This is a genomic window from Aeromonas sp. PI_26, assembly GCF_027854445.1.
GTDB lineage: Bacteria > Pseudomonadota > Gammaproteobacteria > Enterobacterales > Aeromonadaceae > Aeromonas > Aeromonas veronii.
The window spans coordinates 106,886-120,101 of record NZ_JAJNOE010000002.1; the positions used below are offsets into that span (position 1 = coordinate 106,886).

A 13,216-nucleotide genomic window follows, 5' to 3' on the forward strand; every position below is an offset into this window, starting at 1 on the left:
CATGGCGTATTAGTCGCGACTGGCCTCGTAGGCAGCCAGCTCATGACGGTAACGGGCAATGGTCTCGTCGCTCAGCGGGCTGCGATCCATATCGGTCAGCATGGCATCGAGATCGCTGGCCAGCTGATCGGCAGCTTGCAGCATGTCCTCGAAGGCAAACGCGGCATTGCTGCGCAGCGGCAGTTGCATGAACAGGGAGACACCCGGCGTGGTGAACTGTTCCATCCGGTACGGATTGAAGGTGCCTGGCTTGACCATGTTGATCATGGAGAAGAGCACTTCACCCTTGCCATTGGCATCTTCGTGACGGTGGAAGATATCCATCTCGCCAAACTTGAAGCCCAGCGCCATCAGGGATGAGAGCAGGGTTGCACCTTGCAAGTCGTGACCCGGACGGCCCATCAGGTTGATGACATAGACATCCTGCCAGATCTTCTCGACCGGCTGGGGGGCCATGCGCGGCTCTTCCACCACAGGAGCAGGTGCCACATAGGCCGGCTCTTCATAAACAGGCTCGGGAGCCACATGACGGGGCTGCGGCTGATATTCCGGCTCGGGAGCACGCACCGGTTCGGCACGAACGGTGTCGGCGGTACGGACTGTCTCTGCACGGGCACCAAAGGTCGGGGCGGTCGCATAGGCGGGCTCGACCAGCGGCTCGTCATCCAGCGACTGCATCATGGGCTCGCGCTGGGGACGGGAACGGTAGACCGGGGTACGACGATTGACCTGAGCAGGTTTGCGCACCGGCGCGGCGGGCGCCTCGTCGAGCTCCTCGGGCAGCGGTTCGTCGAACACTTCCTCCTCTTCATAGACAGGAGGCGGCGGAACCGGGCGGGCAGCAGGCTTGCGCACTACGGGCGGCGGCAGATCGTCCTCGTCATCTTCATCATCAAAGGCGGGGACGGCAGGGCGACGACCGAGTTCCGGCTGGCGGCTCTCTTCACTGCGCAGCTTGGGCTCGGCACGACGGCCACCACTGACCACACGTACCTGGCCGATGCCATCGCTGTCGAAGGCGTCGTTATCACGATCCCGCGACTTGGAGTCCATCCGTCCAATCGGTTTCTCTTTGATCGGTGCCTGACGATTCTTTTTGTTGCTCCACAACCCGTGAATGAGCAATGCCGCAATAGCAATACCGCCCAGGGCAACCAAGATGTAACGCAATTCCTGCATTAGCTGCTTCTCTTTCTAGTTTTGCTCAGCCAAAGCGACGGCTTCACCGATATCGACCGACACAATGCGAGAAACCCCGGGCTCTTGCATCGTGACGCCAACCAGCTGCTCAGCCATCTCCATGGAGACCTTATTATGACTGATGTAAACGAACTGTACTGTGCTCGACATCTCTTTGACAAGAGAACAGAAGCGACCGACGTTCACTTCATCGAGCGGTGCATCCACCTCATCCAGCAGACAAAAAGGTGCTGGGTTGAGTCTGAAGATGGCAAAAACCAGCGCAAGCGCGGTTAACGCCTTCTCCCCCCCGGAAAGCAGGGCAATGGTAGCATTCTTCTTACCCGGAGGTCTCGCCATGATGCTCACTCCGGCCTCCAAAAGATCATCAGAGGTGAGCTCAAGCCAGGCACTGCCCCCACCGAACACTTTCGGAAACAGGGATTTTAAATCTTCGTTGACCTTATCGAAAGTGTCCCGGAACCGTATTTGTGTCTCTTTATCAATTCTTTTAATGGCTTGGCTCAAGGTTTCCAGCGCTTGCTCGAGATCCTGACACTGATTTTCAAGATAGGTTGCCCGAGTTTTCGCCTCTTCGTACTCCTCCAGCGCCGCCAGGTTGATGGCGCCGAGCGCCTCCACTTGCCCCTCCAGGGTCTGGATCTCCTGCCGCAACTTGCTGCGATCAGCGGCGATGAGCACCGCCTGATCGAGATCGACCAGTCGAACCCCCAGCTCTTCGAACTGCTCGTGCAGCCCCTGTCGACGGGTGAGGTTACGTTCGCGCTCAAGGCGCAGGGTTGCCAGCTTCTCTTGCAACGTCACCAGCTGCTTGTGATCGGCACTTCTGGCCTGTTCCAGCTCACCGAGCTGGCGCTCCAGCTCCGCAAGCCGTTGATGGCAGGCAAGCTGCTGCGCCTCCAGATTGCGCTGCTCGGCCAACAGGGGCGCCAGATCCGGCACTGCCTCGCTATCCGGCCCTTTCAACCCGGCCAGCTCCAGTCCGAGCCTCGCCAACTCCTCTTCGCCCATGGTAATGAGTTGGCGCAGATTGCCCAACTCCAGTTGCAAACGCTGGCAGGTCGCTTGTTGCTGTTCGCGGCGCGCACGGGCCTCGTCGACCGCCCGCTCGCAGCGGGTCAGCTGCTCCTGAGCAACCTGTAACCCTTGCGTCAGCGGCTCCCCCTGCTCCTGCAACTCGGCAAGGCGCGCCTCATCGAGTTCCAGTTGTTCGCGGGCGCTGGCCAGTCGCTCTGCCTCTTCGGCCTGCTCCTGATCGAGCCGGATCAGCTCTTCGCCGAGCTGACCGAGCCGCTGCAACCGCTCCTGCCGCTGACCCTGTTGCAGGCTCCAGGCTTCGCGCAGTTGTTGCCATTTCAGCTCTTGCTCGCGCAAGGTTCGCTGCGACAACTCCTGCGCACTGGCAAGCTGGGCACGCCGGGCATCGGCTGAGACAAGTTGCTCGCTCAGCTGTGCCAGCCCCGCGGCAACCTTCTCCTGCTCGGTATGCAACCGCTCACGCTCACCGAGCAGCGCCATGGTGCCGAGCGCCACGCCCTGCCCCAGATCTGCCCAGTTTGGCCCCAGCCAGTCGCCAGCAGGAGTCAGTACCGACTCACCGGCCGCAAGGCTTGGCTGGCGGGCCAATGCGGCCTCCCGGCTCTCCACCAGCCAGATGGCGTTGAGGAAGGCAGGAATATGCTCACCACCCAGTTGCGCCGCCAGCGTACCGGCAACCGCCGGTTGCGCCGGGCCAATCCAGAGCCCCTCTTGCGCCAGATTGCACTCGTCCGCCGGCGTTGCGGTGAGCCAGCGACCCAGCACTTTATCGAGCGCCTGTGCCCACTCGGGGGCAACCTGCAACCGGTCGGCCAGAGTCGCCCCCTCCATCTGTTCGCCGAGGATCTGATCCAAGGTCGCCAGCCGCGCCTCCAGCTCCCGTTGCAGGCTCAACTGCTGGCCATGCTGCTGCTTGAGTTGTTCATGGGTGTCGACCGCCTGCGCCAGCTGCTCGGTCAGCTCGCCATTGGCCGCCCGCGTCAGCTCCAGCTCACCACTCAGGGCATCGAGGGCCGGTTGCAGATCGTCGGCCTCTGTACCGAGGGGGCCAGCGCGTTCATCTTCCAGCTTGAGGCGCGCCAGCCGGGTCTTGGCTTGCAGCTCCTGCAAACCACCCAACCGGGTACGGGTCTGATTGAGCTGCCCCTGCAACCCGGCCAACTGTTGTTGCCACTGCTGCTGACACAGGCGGGCCTGCTCCAGCTGCTCGCTGGCGTGCTGGCGGGCCTCCTGCTGCTCGGTGAGCAATTGCTCACACTGCTCCAGCCGGGCGCTCTCCTGCTCTGCACGCAATACCCCTTCGGTCAGTTGATCCTGCTGGCTGGCAAGCTGCGCCTTGCGGGTAGCAATCCGTTCGCCCAGCGCCTCTGCACGGGCCTGCCAGTCGCGCCCCAGTTCACTCTGGTGCAGTTGCTGTTGCTCGAGACGGGCGATGGCCTGCCCGCCGAGAAAAATCTGTTGCTGACGGCTCGCCTGCTCGGCTTGTGCCTCTTGTCTGGCGACCGACAGGGTGACGTGGCGCCCCTCATCGGCGGTGCGCTTGGCATCGAGCGCCGCCAGCGCCTGCTCGGCCTGCGCAAGTTCGGTTTTAGCCTCGCCAAGGCGCGTCTCCAGCGCCCACAACTCGGAGCCAATCAGCTCGGCGCGAGCTGCGCGCGAACGACTCTTGAGCTGTTTGTAGCGCTCGGCCGTTTCGGCCTGGGCTTTGAGGTGGTCAAGGCGCGAACCCAGCTCGCCGCGAATATCGCCGAGGCGCTCCAGGTTCTCCTGAGTGTGGCGAATGCGCTGCTCGGTCTCGCGGCGCCGCTCCTTGTAGCGGGAGACCCCGGCGGCTTCTTCCATAAAGAGCTTGAGATCGGCCGGACGCGACTCCACCAGTCGGCTGACGGTGCCCTGCTCGATGATGGCGTAGCTGCGGGGGCCAAGACCGGTGCCGAGGAAGAGGTCGGTCACATCCTTTCGGCGGCACTTTTGGCCGTTGATCTGATAGTGGTTGGAGCCATCGCGCAGCACTTCGCGGCGCACCGAGATCTCTGTAAAGCGGCCAAACTCGCCGGGCACCCGGTTGTGGGGATTGTCGAACACCAGCTCGACCGAAGCGCGCCCGTGCGCACTGCGATTGATAGAGCCGTTGAAGATGACATCGGTCATGTTCTCGCCGCGCAGATGACGAGCGGAGCTCTCCCCCAACACCCAGCGCACCGCGTCGATGACGTTGGATTTGCCACAGCCGTTGGGGCCCACCACGGCGGTCATGTCTGCCGACAGTTCGATGCGGGTCGGCTCGACGAACGACTTGAAGCCGGCGAGTTTGATCAGTTTCAGACGCATGGCGACCTGTATCAGTGACTAAATAAAGAGGAGGCGGGCAGGCGATTTTATCAAATCCAGACCCGGCTTTGTTTGTAATATGCAGGCATCATCCCCATTCATGCCCGATTTTTGGTCGCCACGGCACGAAATAAGGAATAGTCGGCGACTTTACCAAATCAAAGGCTTGTTTGTAATATGCTGGCAGTTCTCCCATGCATAGATGGAGCTCACATGAGCCAATCACCCCATATGGTCAAAGATTCAATCAGCGGTGCAGACTACTTTCTGCGCGGGTTTTCCCTCATTCGCCAACCGGGCATCCGCACCTTTGTGCTGATCCCCCTGCTGGTCAACTTCGTGCTGTTTGCCGGGGCCTTCTATGCCCTGCTGCTGCAACTGGACGGCCTGTTCGCCTGGCTCCATCAGCAGATCCCCGCCTGGCTCGACTGGCTGGACTATCTGCTCTGGCCCATCGCCCTCATCACCATACTGGTGGTCTTCTCCTTTATCTTCAGCTCGGTTGCCAACTGGGTAGCCGCCCCCTTCAACGGCCTGCTGGCGGAGAAGGTGGAGCAGATCCTCACCGGTCAGCCCGCCAATGACAGCGGCATGCTGGATATCGTCAAGGATGTGCCACGCACCTTCGGCCGCGAATGGACCAAGCTGAAGTATTACCTGCCCAAGGCCATCGGCTGCCTGATCCTGTTCCTGATCCCGGTGGTGGGCCAGACCCTGGCGCCTGTGCTCTGGTTCCTGTTCAGCGCCTGGATGATGGCGATCCAGTATGTGGATTATCCGTTCGACAACCACAAGATCGACTTCATCACCATGCGCGATGCCTTGAAGCAGCGCCGCGGCAAATGCCTCAGCTTCGGCGCTTTGGTGACCCTCTTCTCCGCCATTCCGGTGGTGAACCTCTTCGTGATGCCGGTTGCTATCTGTGGCGCCACCGCCATGTGGGTCGATCACTACCGTAAGGAGCAGTTGGGGCGCTAACCCTTGAAAATTGATTAGAAAAAGGCACCCGAAACGGTGCCTTTTTCGCATTTAGCATGAATTAAATTAATGCATGCATTCGATAGCTTGTCCCATATGACACGAGTTGGTAGGATTCTGGCCTTTCTCGTTCCCTGGGATATCTCATGTTACATGCACTCTTCTTGGTTGGCCTGGTGGCCGAAGGGATGACCGGCGCGCTGGCCGCGGGTCGGCGACGGATGGATCTGTTTGGTGTGGTGATCATCGCCTCGGCGACGGCCATCGGTGGTGGCACCATTCGCGATGTGCTGCTCGGCCACTATCCGCTGCTCTGGATTGAACATCCGGAATACGTGCTGCTGGTTGCCGCAGCTGCGATGGCGGGTGTGGTCTCCGCCCCCCTGATGCGCTACCTCGGCAAGCTGTTCATGGCCCTCGATGCCCTGGGACTGGTGGTCTTCTCCATCTTCGGTGCGGCCCGGGCGCTGGATATGGGCCACGGCGCCGGTATTGCCTGCATCATGGCGGTAGTGACCGGGGTCTTTGGCGGTGTGCTGCGGGACCTGCTCTGCCAGCGGATTCCACTGGTATTTCGTCGCGAGCTCTATGCAGCCATTTCGCTGATCACCGCAGCCCTCTACTGTCTGGCGCTGGATCAGGGCTTGCCGACCAACTGGGCCGCGTTCGGTTCCATCGGGATCGGCTTTGTGCTGCGGCTGCTGGCGGTACGCTTCAAGTGGGGTCTGCCCACCTTCAACTACCAGTACGCGACCCACTGAGTACGCCAGCTTCTGGCGAGGCGGGTTGGATTGCGAGCAACAAAAAAGCGCCCGAGCGGCGCTTTTTTCATGGACGGTCTGCGACTCAGTTAATCCCTTCCGAGCTGAAGAAGGTCGCCTTGTCGGCGATAAAGCGGATCTTGATGTTCTTCCCTTCCCCGCCCCAGAGGCAACTGGTAGTGCCCAAGGCATCATCACAACGCTCCGCCTTGCCCAGAATGGTGCTGGCCTCGGCGTAACTCATCCCCATCTTCAACTGGTCGTAATTTTCACGGTTGAGCTTGCTGCAACCGGTCAACAACAGGGCGATCAGGCCGCCAATCACTATCTTTTTCATCGCTATCTCCTCTCTGGTGGGAAGAGCTTGGCAGTTTGCCAACCCCTTTACCAGCTGCGCACCGGGCCGGTATCGAGGTGAACGAAGTTATCACGGGGATAGTAACCAACCCCACCCACCTTGAGCTGGAGCGCCGCCTTGCGCAGATGGGCCAGCTGTACGCCGGGGATCCGCACATCCACCGCCTGCCCCAAGGTGTGGTAGCTGTGCTTGGCCACGCCGCGGCTCTTGTGGCGCTTCTGACGATTGGTCGCCGGGGCGCGATAGCCGGAGATCAGCTGGATTTCGCTGCGCCGGCCCAGCTTGTGCTGCAACAGAAACAACTGATCAAACAGCTTCTTGTCGATGTTGAACACTTCATTTCGCCGGTAATCGCGGAAGATGTGGTTGAGCTCGGCCAACCCGTCGCTCAGATAGTGGCCATTCTCCCAATAGCTGGCGCGCACCCGCTCGCCGGTATTGAGATTGAAGAAACTGAGTTCACGCCCGGTGGTACTGCGGCTGGCCAGTGCAGGGAAGGTGATCAGCGAGCTGCCCAGCAGGCAACCGGCTCCCAACAACAGGCGACGTCGACTTATCTCTTGTTCCAGCATAAGGGGTTCGTCCATCGCAGATTCAAGCGAAAAATAGTTGAATAAGATCACTGATTGAATGTGATACAGGCGCTTGAAACTACCCTCCGGCGGGGGGCCCTGTCAAACCTCAATCGCCCATAGAAAAGCCCGGCACAGGCCGGGCTTTTCACTCTGTGGCAGGGATCACAGCAGGCGGCTCTGGAAGCTGACCCGATCAAATCCGTAGATATCGTTGCGCAGTTGCTGGCGACCATTTTCGTCGATCCAGCTGCTCCAGTAGACGGTAAAGACCGGGATCGGCGTGGTGAGCGGCAACCATTTGGTCTGGCTCTCCTTGAGGATATTGGCCACCTTGTCCGGCTGATAGCGGGAGTCCGCCAGCAACAGCTCGGCCAGATCGTCCGCATGCTCCACCCGGATGCAGCCCGAACTGAAGGCGCGCGCCCCCTGCTCGAACAGCGCCTTGCGCGGGGTGGAGTGCAGATAGATGGCGTCATTGTTGGGCAGGTAGAACTTGTAGCGCCCCAGAGCATTATGATCCCCCGGCTTTTGCCGCAGGCGATAGGGGAAACCGGCGGCCAGCGCCTGATGCCACCCCTCTTCGGTGAACTGGACCGGATTGCCCTCGCTGTCGATCACCTCGAACTGCTCGCGACTCAGGTACGCGGGATCGCGACCCAGCTTGGGCAGGATGTCCTTGCTCAGGATGGAGCGCGGCACATGCCAGGAGGGATTGAGCACGATGGAGCGAATTTCGCTGGCGAGGATGGGCGTGGCTCGCTGCTCCTTGCCGACGATGACCCGGCTGGTGAATACCTCGTTGCCGGACTCCACCACGCTCAGACGGTAGTCGGGAATATTGACCAACACGTAGCGGCCACCGGCGAGCTGATCCACCAGATCACGACGCCACAGGTTGCGCAGCAGCAGGCTGGCGCGCACTTGCGGGCCGGTATTGAGCCAGGAGCGGGTCTGACGACCGATAATGCCGTCCGCGGTGAGACCGTGACGACGCTGGAACTGCTTGATGGCCTGCTCGGTATCACCATCGTAAATCTGATCACCATGGCTCGGGGCGCTGTCGCCCAGCTCGTTGAGCATCGCGCGGATTTGGCCGAGCTCGGTGGAGCTCTCTCCGGCACGCAGGGTCGGCATATCGAGGGTCGGCCACTTGCTGGCCATCGGCATTGCCAGCAGTTTGTGCACTTTGGCCCGCACCGCCTCGTATTCCGCCACCTGGGGGCGCAGAGATTTCACCTGGGTGAGCAGGTCATCATCGCTGGGTTGGGTTACCACAGGGCGGTTCAAATCGAGTTTGAGGGTCTTCATCTGCTCGCGCGAGACCAGATCCATCCCCCGCCAGGCGTGCTGGAAACGGCTCAGCTTGGTAAAAATGTCGTCATAGATGGCACCACGCTTGTCTGCAGGGGTGGCCTGCAGACGCTTCCACAGCGTGAAAAAATCGGGGTGCAGCTGGGCTAGCACAGCCTCTTGCAACTGCTGCTCCAGCTCGACACGGGCCTGTTCGGCCTGACTGCCCTGATACCAGTCGTGTCCGGCTTCACTGGCCGCCACCACGACTTGTGCTTCGGTCGCATGTACCGCGCCAGCGGGCAAACATCCCAGCCACACCAGATTGGCAAGGGCCAGCCAATACTTCATCCCCATGGGTACCTCAAAACGGTTTGTTCACTCTGTCAGGCCTGACAAGCAGACCCGATGCTCAGGCCGCTCATGATGCGTGAACGGCCAATACTTTGCTAGCGCCCGGGGGCATAACGCTGCCAGATAATGTCATACGCATCTGTCTCCTTGAACCGCGCCAACGCCTGATTGAATTGTTGCAAGAACTGCGGCGAAAAGCTGCGCTTGCCCAACATAAAGAAGCTCGGCGATTCAGATACCACCATGGGGTGACTGGTGAACAGACCGCTCATCCCCTCCTTGTTAAGGGCGCTGGGGGTAGCCAGCATGTCACCGAGAAAACCGTCGATCCGGCCGCGGGCCAGCTTCTCAAAATTTTGCTGGTCGCTCACCGCACTCACCTGTTTGGCATAGCGAGCGAGCAGCGACATCACTTCCTCACCATAGAAGTACTCTTTGGTAACGCCGAGGGAGTAACCACTGGCCAGCCAGTTCGCCAGATCCTGCTCGGGGTAATGGCTGCCCTTGCGGATCCACAGCAAGGTGCGCCCCGGGTTGTAGGAGTCGGAAAACCAGGCATAACGGGCGCGCTCATCATTGATATTCGCCTCCATCGCCATATCTATTTCGCCATACTCCATTTCGTGCAGTACCCGCTTCCAGGGCAGCTCCACATAGTTGACCTTGCAGTGCATGGAAGTGAGCACAGCCGTCAGCACCTCGGCGGCATAACCGCGCACCTCTTGCGGTGAATCGGCTTCGTAATAATGGTAAGGGGGCCAGTTATCGTAACCGACCTGAATAGGCTCGGGACACAAAGCCCTGGCCAATGCCATTGGCGCCCATAATCCAAGCAACAGACAGCAAGAGATCCACTTCATATGTCATCCTTGACGAATAGGTGAGTCATCATAAATCGCCCCCTGCAAAATGGCGATAGAGGCCAGATGACTATCGCATCCGCTAGAAAATGACGCAGCAAAGCGCTTCTATTTGCCAATTGCCCTGCCGGAGCACTACTGGCAACCTGCGCCCCGCCAGACCTGTTTAACCGGGAAACAGCAACGTTTGGAACAGGGGTAAAAAGGGGTTAATATGTGACCAAATATTTTTTTGTGATCCACTATGCTTTTTTTGCAATTGGATTAGCATATGCGCGACATCGGCCTACCCATTCTGTCAGGCATAGAGAGTGATATGACGTACAAAAAGTTCGGTTTTTTGACTGCCATTCTGGCGTTAAGCGGTTTTTATATTTACACCCTCTATCTGGCTGCTCACCCCAACGTGAGCCTGGCCTACAAACTCTATTATCTGGAAGGCAAAACCCGCTTCTGGGAACACAACTCCAGCATGACCTATCAGCCGGGTAACGAGCTCAATCTGACCAAGCCGAGCCGTTTCCTCTCCAGCGAAGGCTGGGCCAAGAAGCCGAGCGACGAAGGTACCCTGCTCAGCGGTCAGGGCGGTCTCTACTTTGTGCTGCCCAAGCAGGCGGCCAATCCGGATCAGCTTACCGTACAGGCCCGCATCAACAGCCCGGAAGCCGGAGCCCTGTTGAAAGTGGCGCTGGGTCACGACTTCACCACCACGGTGAAACTGGCCAAAGCGGGCATCAACGAAATCCGCCTCAGTCTGCCCGGCGACTCGCTCACGGCAGATCCCAAGCGCCCCAATTTTCTGGCGCTCTCGGCACCTACTCCCATCAATGTGCAGTCGGTACGTTTGACCGTAGCCCAGTGATCCTTGCCCCGAATACCATTTTATAAAAACAACTATCCCAAATAAGGACGTTCTTATGTCGCATCCAGATTTTCGACTCTCTCTGGTCGTTCCCGTTTACAACGAGGAAGAGAGCATCGATGCCTTCATCAACGCGATAGACAACGAACTGGCCCCGCTGAAAGACCAGCTTGAAATTGTATTCGTCAACGATGGCAGCCGTGACCGCACCCGTGAAGTGGTCGAGCAGGCCATCGCCCGCGATCCGCGCGTAACCCTGGTCAACCTGGCACGCAACTTCGGTAAAGAAGCGGCCTTGACCGCCGGTCTGCATCAGGCCAAAGGGGATGCCATCGTGCCGATGGACGTGGATCTGCAAGACCCGCCTGCCCTGATCCTGGAGTTCGTCAAACTGTGGCAGACCGGTGACTATGACACCGTCTACGGCATCCGCGTCGATCGCAGCGCCGATACCCCGATGAAGCGCCTGACTGCCGGTGGCTTCTACCGTTTCTTCAACGCCCTCTCCACCAGCACCAAGCTGCCGGAGAACGCAGGTGACTTCCGCCTGATCGACCGTCGCGTGGTCGAGGCGATCAAGCTGCTGCCAGAGCGCAACCGTTTCATGAAGGGTCTGTTTGCCTGGGCCGGTTTCCGTGCCGTTGGCGTCCCCTACGAGCGCCCGGCCCGTCACGCCGGTGAAACCAAATTCAACTACTGGAAACTGTGGAACTTCGCCCTCGACGGTCTGCTCAGCTTCTCCAGCTGGCCGCTGCGGGTCTGGAGCTATGTGGGTGTCGGCGTCTCCTTCGTCGCCTTCCTCTACATCCTCAAGATCGTGACCCAGGTGGTCTTCTTCGGCATCGACGTACCCGGTTATGCCTCACTGATGTCCGTAGTGCTGTTCCTCGGCGGTATCCAGCTGTTGTCGCTCGGCATCATCGGCGAATACATCGGCCGCATGTTTGTGGAAGTGAAACAGCGCCCGGTCTACCTCATTGAAGGGGTCTATGGCCAGTATGCCAAGCAAGATGCGGCCAAACCACAGAGCGCTGACAGCAACCCGCAAGAGCAGCAGGAGCAAGCGCCTCAATGATCTCCCGCGAGGAATTCTGGCGGCTGGTACGTTTCGGTTTTGTCGGCGGGGGGGCTACCCTCGTCGACCTTGGCACCTCCATCGCACTGTTTCATACCTGGCCCACCATCTCGGAGCACCTGGTTACCACGCTGGCTTTTGCCATCGCGTTCTGGTTCTCCTTCTTTGGTCACCGCTACATCACCTTCCAGAAGCAGGGAGCCGCCAGCAAGTTTCTGCTGGTCGCCCTCTTCTCGCTGGCGGTGCGTAACCTGATCCTGAGCGGCCTGCTGTTTGCAGGGCTCTCTGGTCTGCTGCCGGTGGTCATCGCCACCCTGACCGTTACTGTCCTCACTTACGTTCTCTCTCGCGTCTGGGTTTTTGCCTGATGAATGATATGACCAATACTGTCCCGCTAACCGGGGCTGCACTCCCCTATCGCCCGTCACTGCGCATCAGCGGTCGTGACTGGCTGATGATCATCGCCGCCTTCATGCTGAGCCGGGTGGCGCTGTATGGCATGGGCTACTTCGGTGTCCAGCTCTATGGCTCCCCCGACATCGGCCCGCTGCAGGCCTATTGCCAGTTCGACTGCGTCTGGTTCCAGCGCATCATCGAGAACGGCTACGACCTCTACCCGCGCTGGCTGAGCAAGGGCAATGCGGCCAACTGGGCCTTTATGCCTCTCTATCCGATGGTCTCCGGTGCCATCTCCAACCTGTTCAATGTCGAGAGCCTGATCGGCCTCATCATTGTTACCAATATCTCCTTCTTCGCCAGCCTGCCGCTGATGCTGCTGGTGTTGCGTCAGCTCAAGCTGGGGGACGATACCGCCCGCTTCGGCGTCTGGCTGCTCGCCTTCTCCCCCTTCTCCGCCTACTTCGTCTCCGGTTATACCGAGTCGACCTTTATGGCGCTGATGCTGGGGATGTTCCTGTTCGCCTATCGGGAGCAGTGGCTGATGGTGGCCGTGCTGGGGGTCTGTATCTCCGCCACCCGCAACCTGGGGGTGATGATGGTCTTCCCGGTACTGATCCTGGCGCTGCAAGCCTACGGCTGGCGGGAATTTTTCCGCTTCACCGAGCGCGCCTTCAAGGTGGTGTTCACCCTCTGGATGATCCCGTTTGGCCTGTTTGCCTACATGGTCTACCTCTATCACCTGACCGGTGATGCCTTTGCCTTCAAGCACATTCAGGTGGCCTGGGGTCGCTACATGGACAGCCCGCTGGACTGGTGGCTGAGCGGTTTCGAACTGGGCGGCCGCAAGGCTTACCTCTCCATCATGGTGATCTTCGGCTGGTGCCTGAACGGTTACCTGTTCAGCCAGAAGCGCTGGGCCGAAGCGACCCTGATGTTCATCTGCTGCACCATCCCGCTGATGACCGGCCTCAACGCCATGCCGCGCTACATGTTCGGGCTCTACCCGACCCTGCTGGCCATCATTCTGCTGACCCATCGCTGGCCCGCCATCCGCCCTGCTGTGCTCTGCATTAGCGGCATGGTTGCCTCCTTCATCGCGGTGGCCTTCGTCAACTTCAAGTTCTTCACCGTCTGA

Annotated in this window: 12 protein-coding genes; 6 read left to right on the forward strand and 6 right to left on the reverse strand. The window is 59.7% G+C overall.

The window, feature by feature from the left end:
* Positions 1-9: 9 nt before the first annotated feature.
* Together zipA and LRL22_RS03005 are read right to left on the reverse strand one after the other, a co-directional pair.
* Positions 10-1,179 (reverse strand): cell division protein ZipA, encoded by a 1,170-nt coding sequence (zipA, locus tag LRL22_RS03000; RefSeq protein WP_206874796.1) that lies wholly within the window; start codon positions 1,177-1,179, stop codon positions 10-12.
* Positions 1,180-1,194: 15 nt separating this feature from the next.
* Positions 1,195-4,569, reverse strand: a complete 3,375-nt coding sequence (locus LRL22_RS03005; RefSeq protein WP_270904689.1) for an AAA family ATPase — start codon at positions 4,567-4,569, stop codon at positions 1,195-1,197.
* Between the two features lie 213 nt (positions 4,570-4,782).
* On the opposite strand from LRL22_RS03005, the gene cysZ reads away from it, so the two are divergent.
* Positions 4,783-5,547, forward strand: a complete 765-nt coding sequence (gene cysZ, locus LRL22_RS03010; protein WP_069526274.1) for a sulfate transporter CysZ — start codon at positions 4,783-4,785, stop codon at positions 5,545-5,547.
* 146 nt (positions 5,548-5,693) lie between these two features.
* On the forward strand, positions 5,694-6,308 hold the full coding sequence (locus tag LRL22_RS03015; protein WP_005338456.1) for a trimeric intracellular cation channel family protein: 615 nt from the start codon (positions 5,694-5,696) through the stop codon (positions 6,306-6,308).
* 85 nt (positions 6,309-6,393) lie between these two features.
* Here LRL22_RS03015 and LRL22_RS03020 read toward each other — a convergent pair whose 3' ends face one another.
* From LRL22_RS03020 to LRL22_RS03035, 4 genes are all read right to left on the reverse strand, one after another.
* Complete coding sequence (locus LRL22_RS03020) at positions 6,394-6,645, reverse strand: lipoprotein (RefSeq protein ID WP_005338457.1); 252 nt, start codon at positions 6,643-6,645, stop codon at positions 6,394-6,396.
* Between the two features lie 47 nt (positions 6,646-6,692).
* Positions 6,693-7,238 (reverse strand): DUF882 domain-containing protein, encoded by a 546-nt coding sequence (locus LRL22_RS03025; RefSeq protein ID WP_139493770.1) that lies wholly within the window; start codon positions 7,236-7,238, stop codon positions 6,693-6,695.
* A 165-nt stretch (positions 7,239-7,403) separates the two neighbouring features.
* A complete protein-coding gene (locus LRL22_RS03030; RefSeq protein ID WP_270904690.1) occupies positions 7,404-8,888 on the reverse strand; it encodes a L,D-transpeptidase family protein in 1,485 nt (494 codons plus the stop codon).
* A gap of 92 nt (positions 8,889-8,980) precedes the next feature.
* Complete coding sequence (locus LRL22_RS03035) at positions 8,981-9,745, reverse strand: substrate-binding periplasmic protein (RefSeq protein ID WP_270904691.1); 765 nt, start codon at positions 9,743-9,745, stop codon at positions 8,981-8,983.
* A 316-nt stretch (positions 9,746-10,061) separates the two neighbouring features.
* Here LRL22_RS03035 and LRL22_RS03040 point away from each other — a divergent pair, with 316 nt between their 5' ends.
* From LRL22_RS03040 to LRL22_RS03055, 4 genes are read left to right on the forward strand one after another with little or no spacing between them, the layout of a single operon-like run.
* Positions 10,062-10,607, forward strand: a complete 546-nt coding sequence (locus LRL22_RS03040) for a hypothetical protein (RefSeq protein ID WP_236368024.1) — start codon at positions 10,062-10,064, stop codon at positions 10,605-10,607.
* Between the two features lie 55 nt (positions 10,608-10,662).
* A complete protein-coding gene (locus LRL22_RS03045) occupies positions 10,663-11,682 on the forward strand; it encodes a glycosyltransferase family 2 protein (protein ID WP_005338462.1) in 1,020 nt (339 codons plus the stop codon).
* Positions 11,679-12,050: a GtrA family protein gene (locus LRL22_RS03050; RefSeq protein ID WP_005338463.1), complete on the forward strand. Its 372-nt coding sequence runs from the start codon at positions 11,679-11,681 to the stop codon at positions 12,048-12,050. Before LRL22_RS03045 ends, LRL22_RS03050 begins: the two co-directional genes overlap by 4 nt.
* Positions 12,050-13,216, forward strand: coding sequence for a hypothetical protein (locus LRL22_RS03055; RefSeq protein ID WP_042079851.1), 1,167 nt, complete (start codon positions 12,050-12,052; stop codon positions 13,214-13,216). The genes LRL22_RS03050 and LRL22_RS03055 overlap by 1 nt, the downstream gene beginning before the upstream one ends.

Bases quoted from the DNA above. Each gene is read 5' to 3' on its own strand.
- zipA (WP_206874796.1), bottom strand. From the start codon at position 1,179: ATGCAGGAATTGCGTTACATCTTGGTTGCCCTGGGCGGTATTGCTATT.
- LRL22_RS03005 (WP_270904689.1), bottom strand. From the start codon at position 4,569: ATGCGTCTGAAACTGATCAAACTCGCCGGCTTCAAGTCGTTCGTCGAG.
- cysZ (WP_069526274.1), top strand. From the start codon at position 4,783: ATGAGCCAATCACCCCATATGGTCAAAGATTCAATCAGCGGTGCAGAC.
- LRL22_RS03015 (WP_005338456.1), top strand. From the start codon at position 5,694: ATGTTACATGCACTCTTCTTGGTTGGCCTGGTGGCCGAAGGGATGACC.
- LRL22_RS03020 (WP_005338457.1), bottom strand. From the start codon at position 6,645: ATGAAAAAGATAGTGATTGGCGGCCTGATCGCCCTGTTGTTGACCGGT.
- LRL22_RS03025 (WP_139493770.1), bottom strand. From the start codon at position 7,238: ATGCTGGAACAAGAGATAAGTCGACGTCGCCTGTTGTTGGGAGCCGGT.
- LRL22_RS03030 (WP_270904690.1), bottom strand. From the start codon at position 8,888: ATGGGGATGAAGTATTGGCTGGCCCTTGCCAATCTGGTGTGGCTGGGA.
- LRL22_RS03035 (WP_270904691.1), bottom strand. From the start codon at position 9,745: ATGAAGTGGATCTCTTGCTGTCTGTTGCTTGGATTATGGGCGCCAATG.
- LRL22_RS03040 (WP_236368024.1), top strand. From the start codon at position 10,062: ATGACGTACAAAAAGTTCGGTTTTTTGACTGCCATTCTGGCGTTAAGC.
- LRL22_RS03045 (WP_005338462.1), top strand. From the start codon at position 10,663: ATGTCGCATCCAGATTTTCGACTCTCTCTGGTCGTTCCCGTTTACAAC.
- LRL22_RS03050 (WP_005338463.1), top strand. From the start codon at position 11,679: ATGATCTCCCGCGAGGAATTCTGGCGGCTGGTACGTTTCGGTTTTGTC.
- LRL22_RS03055 (WP_042079851.1), top strand. From the start codon at position 12,050: ATGAATGATATGACCAATACTGTCCCGCTAACCGGGGCTGCACTCCCC.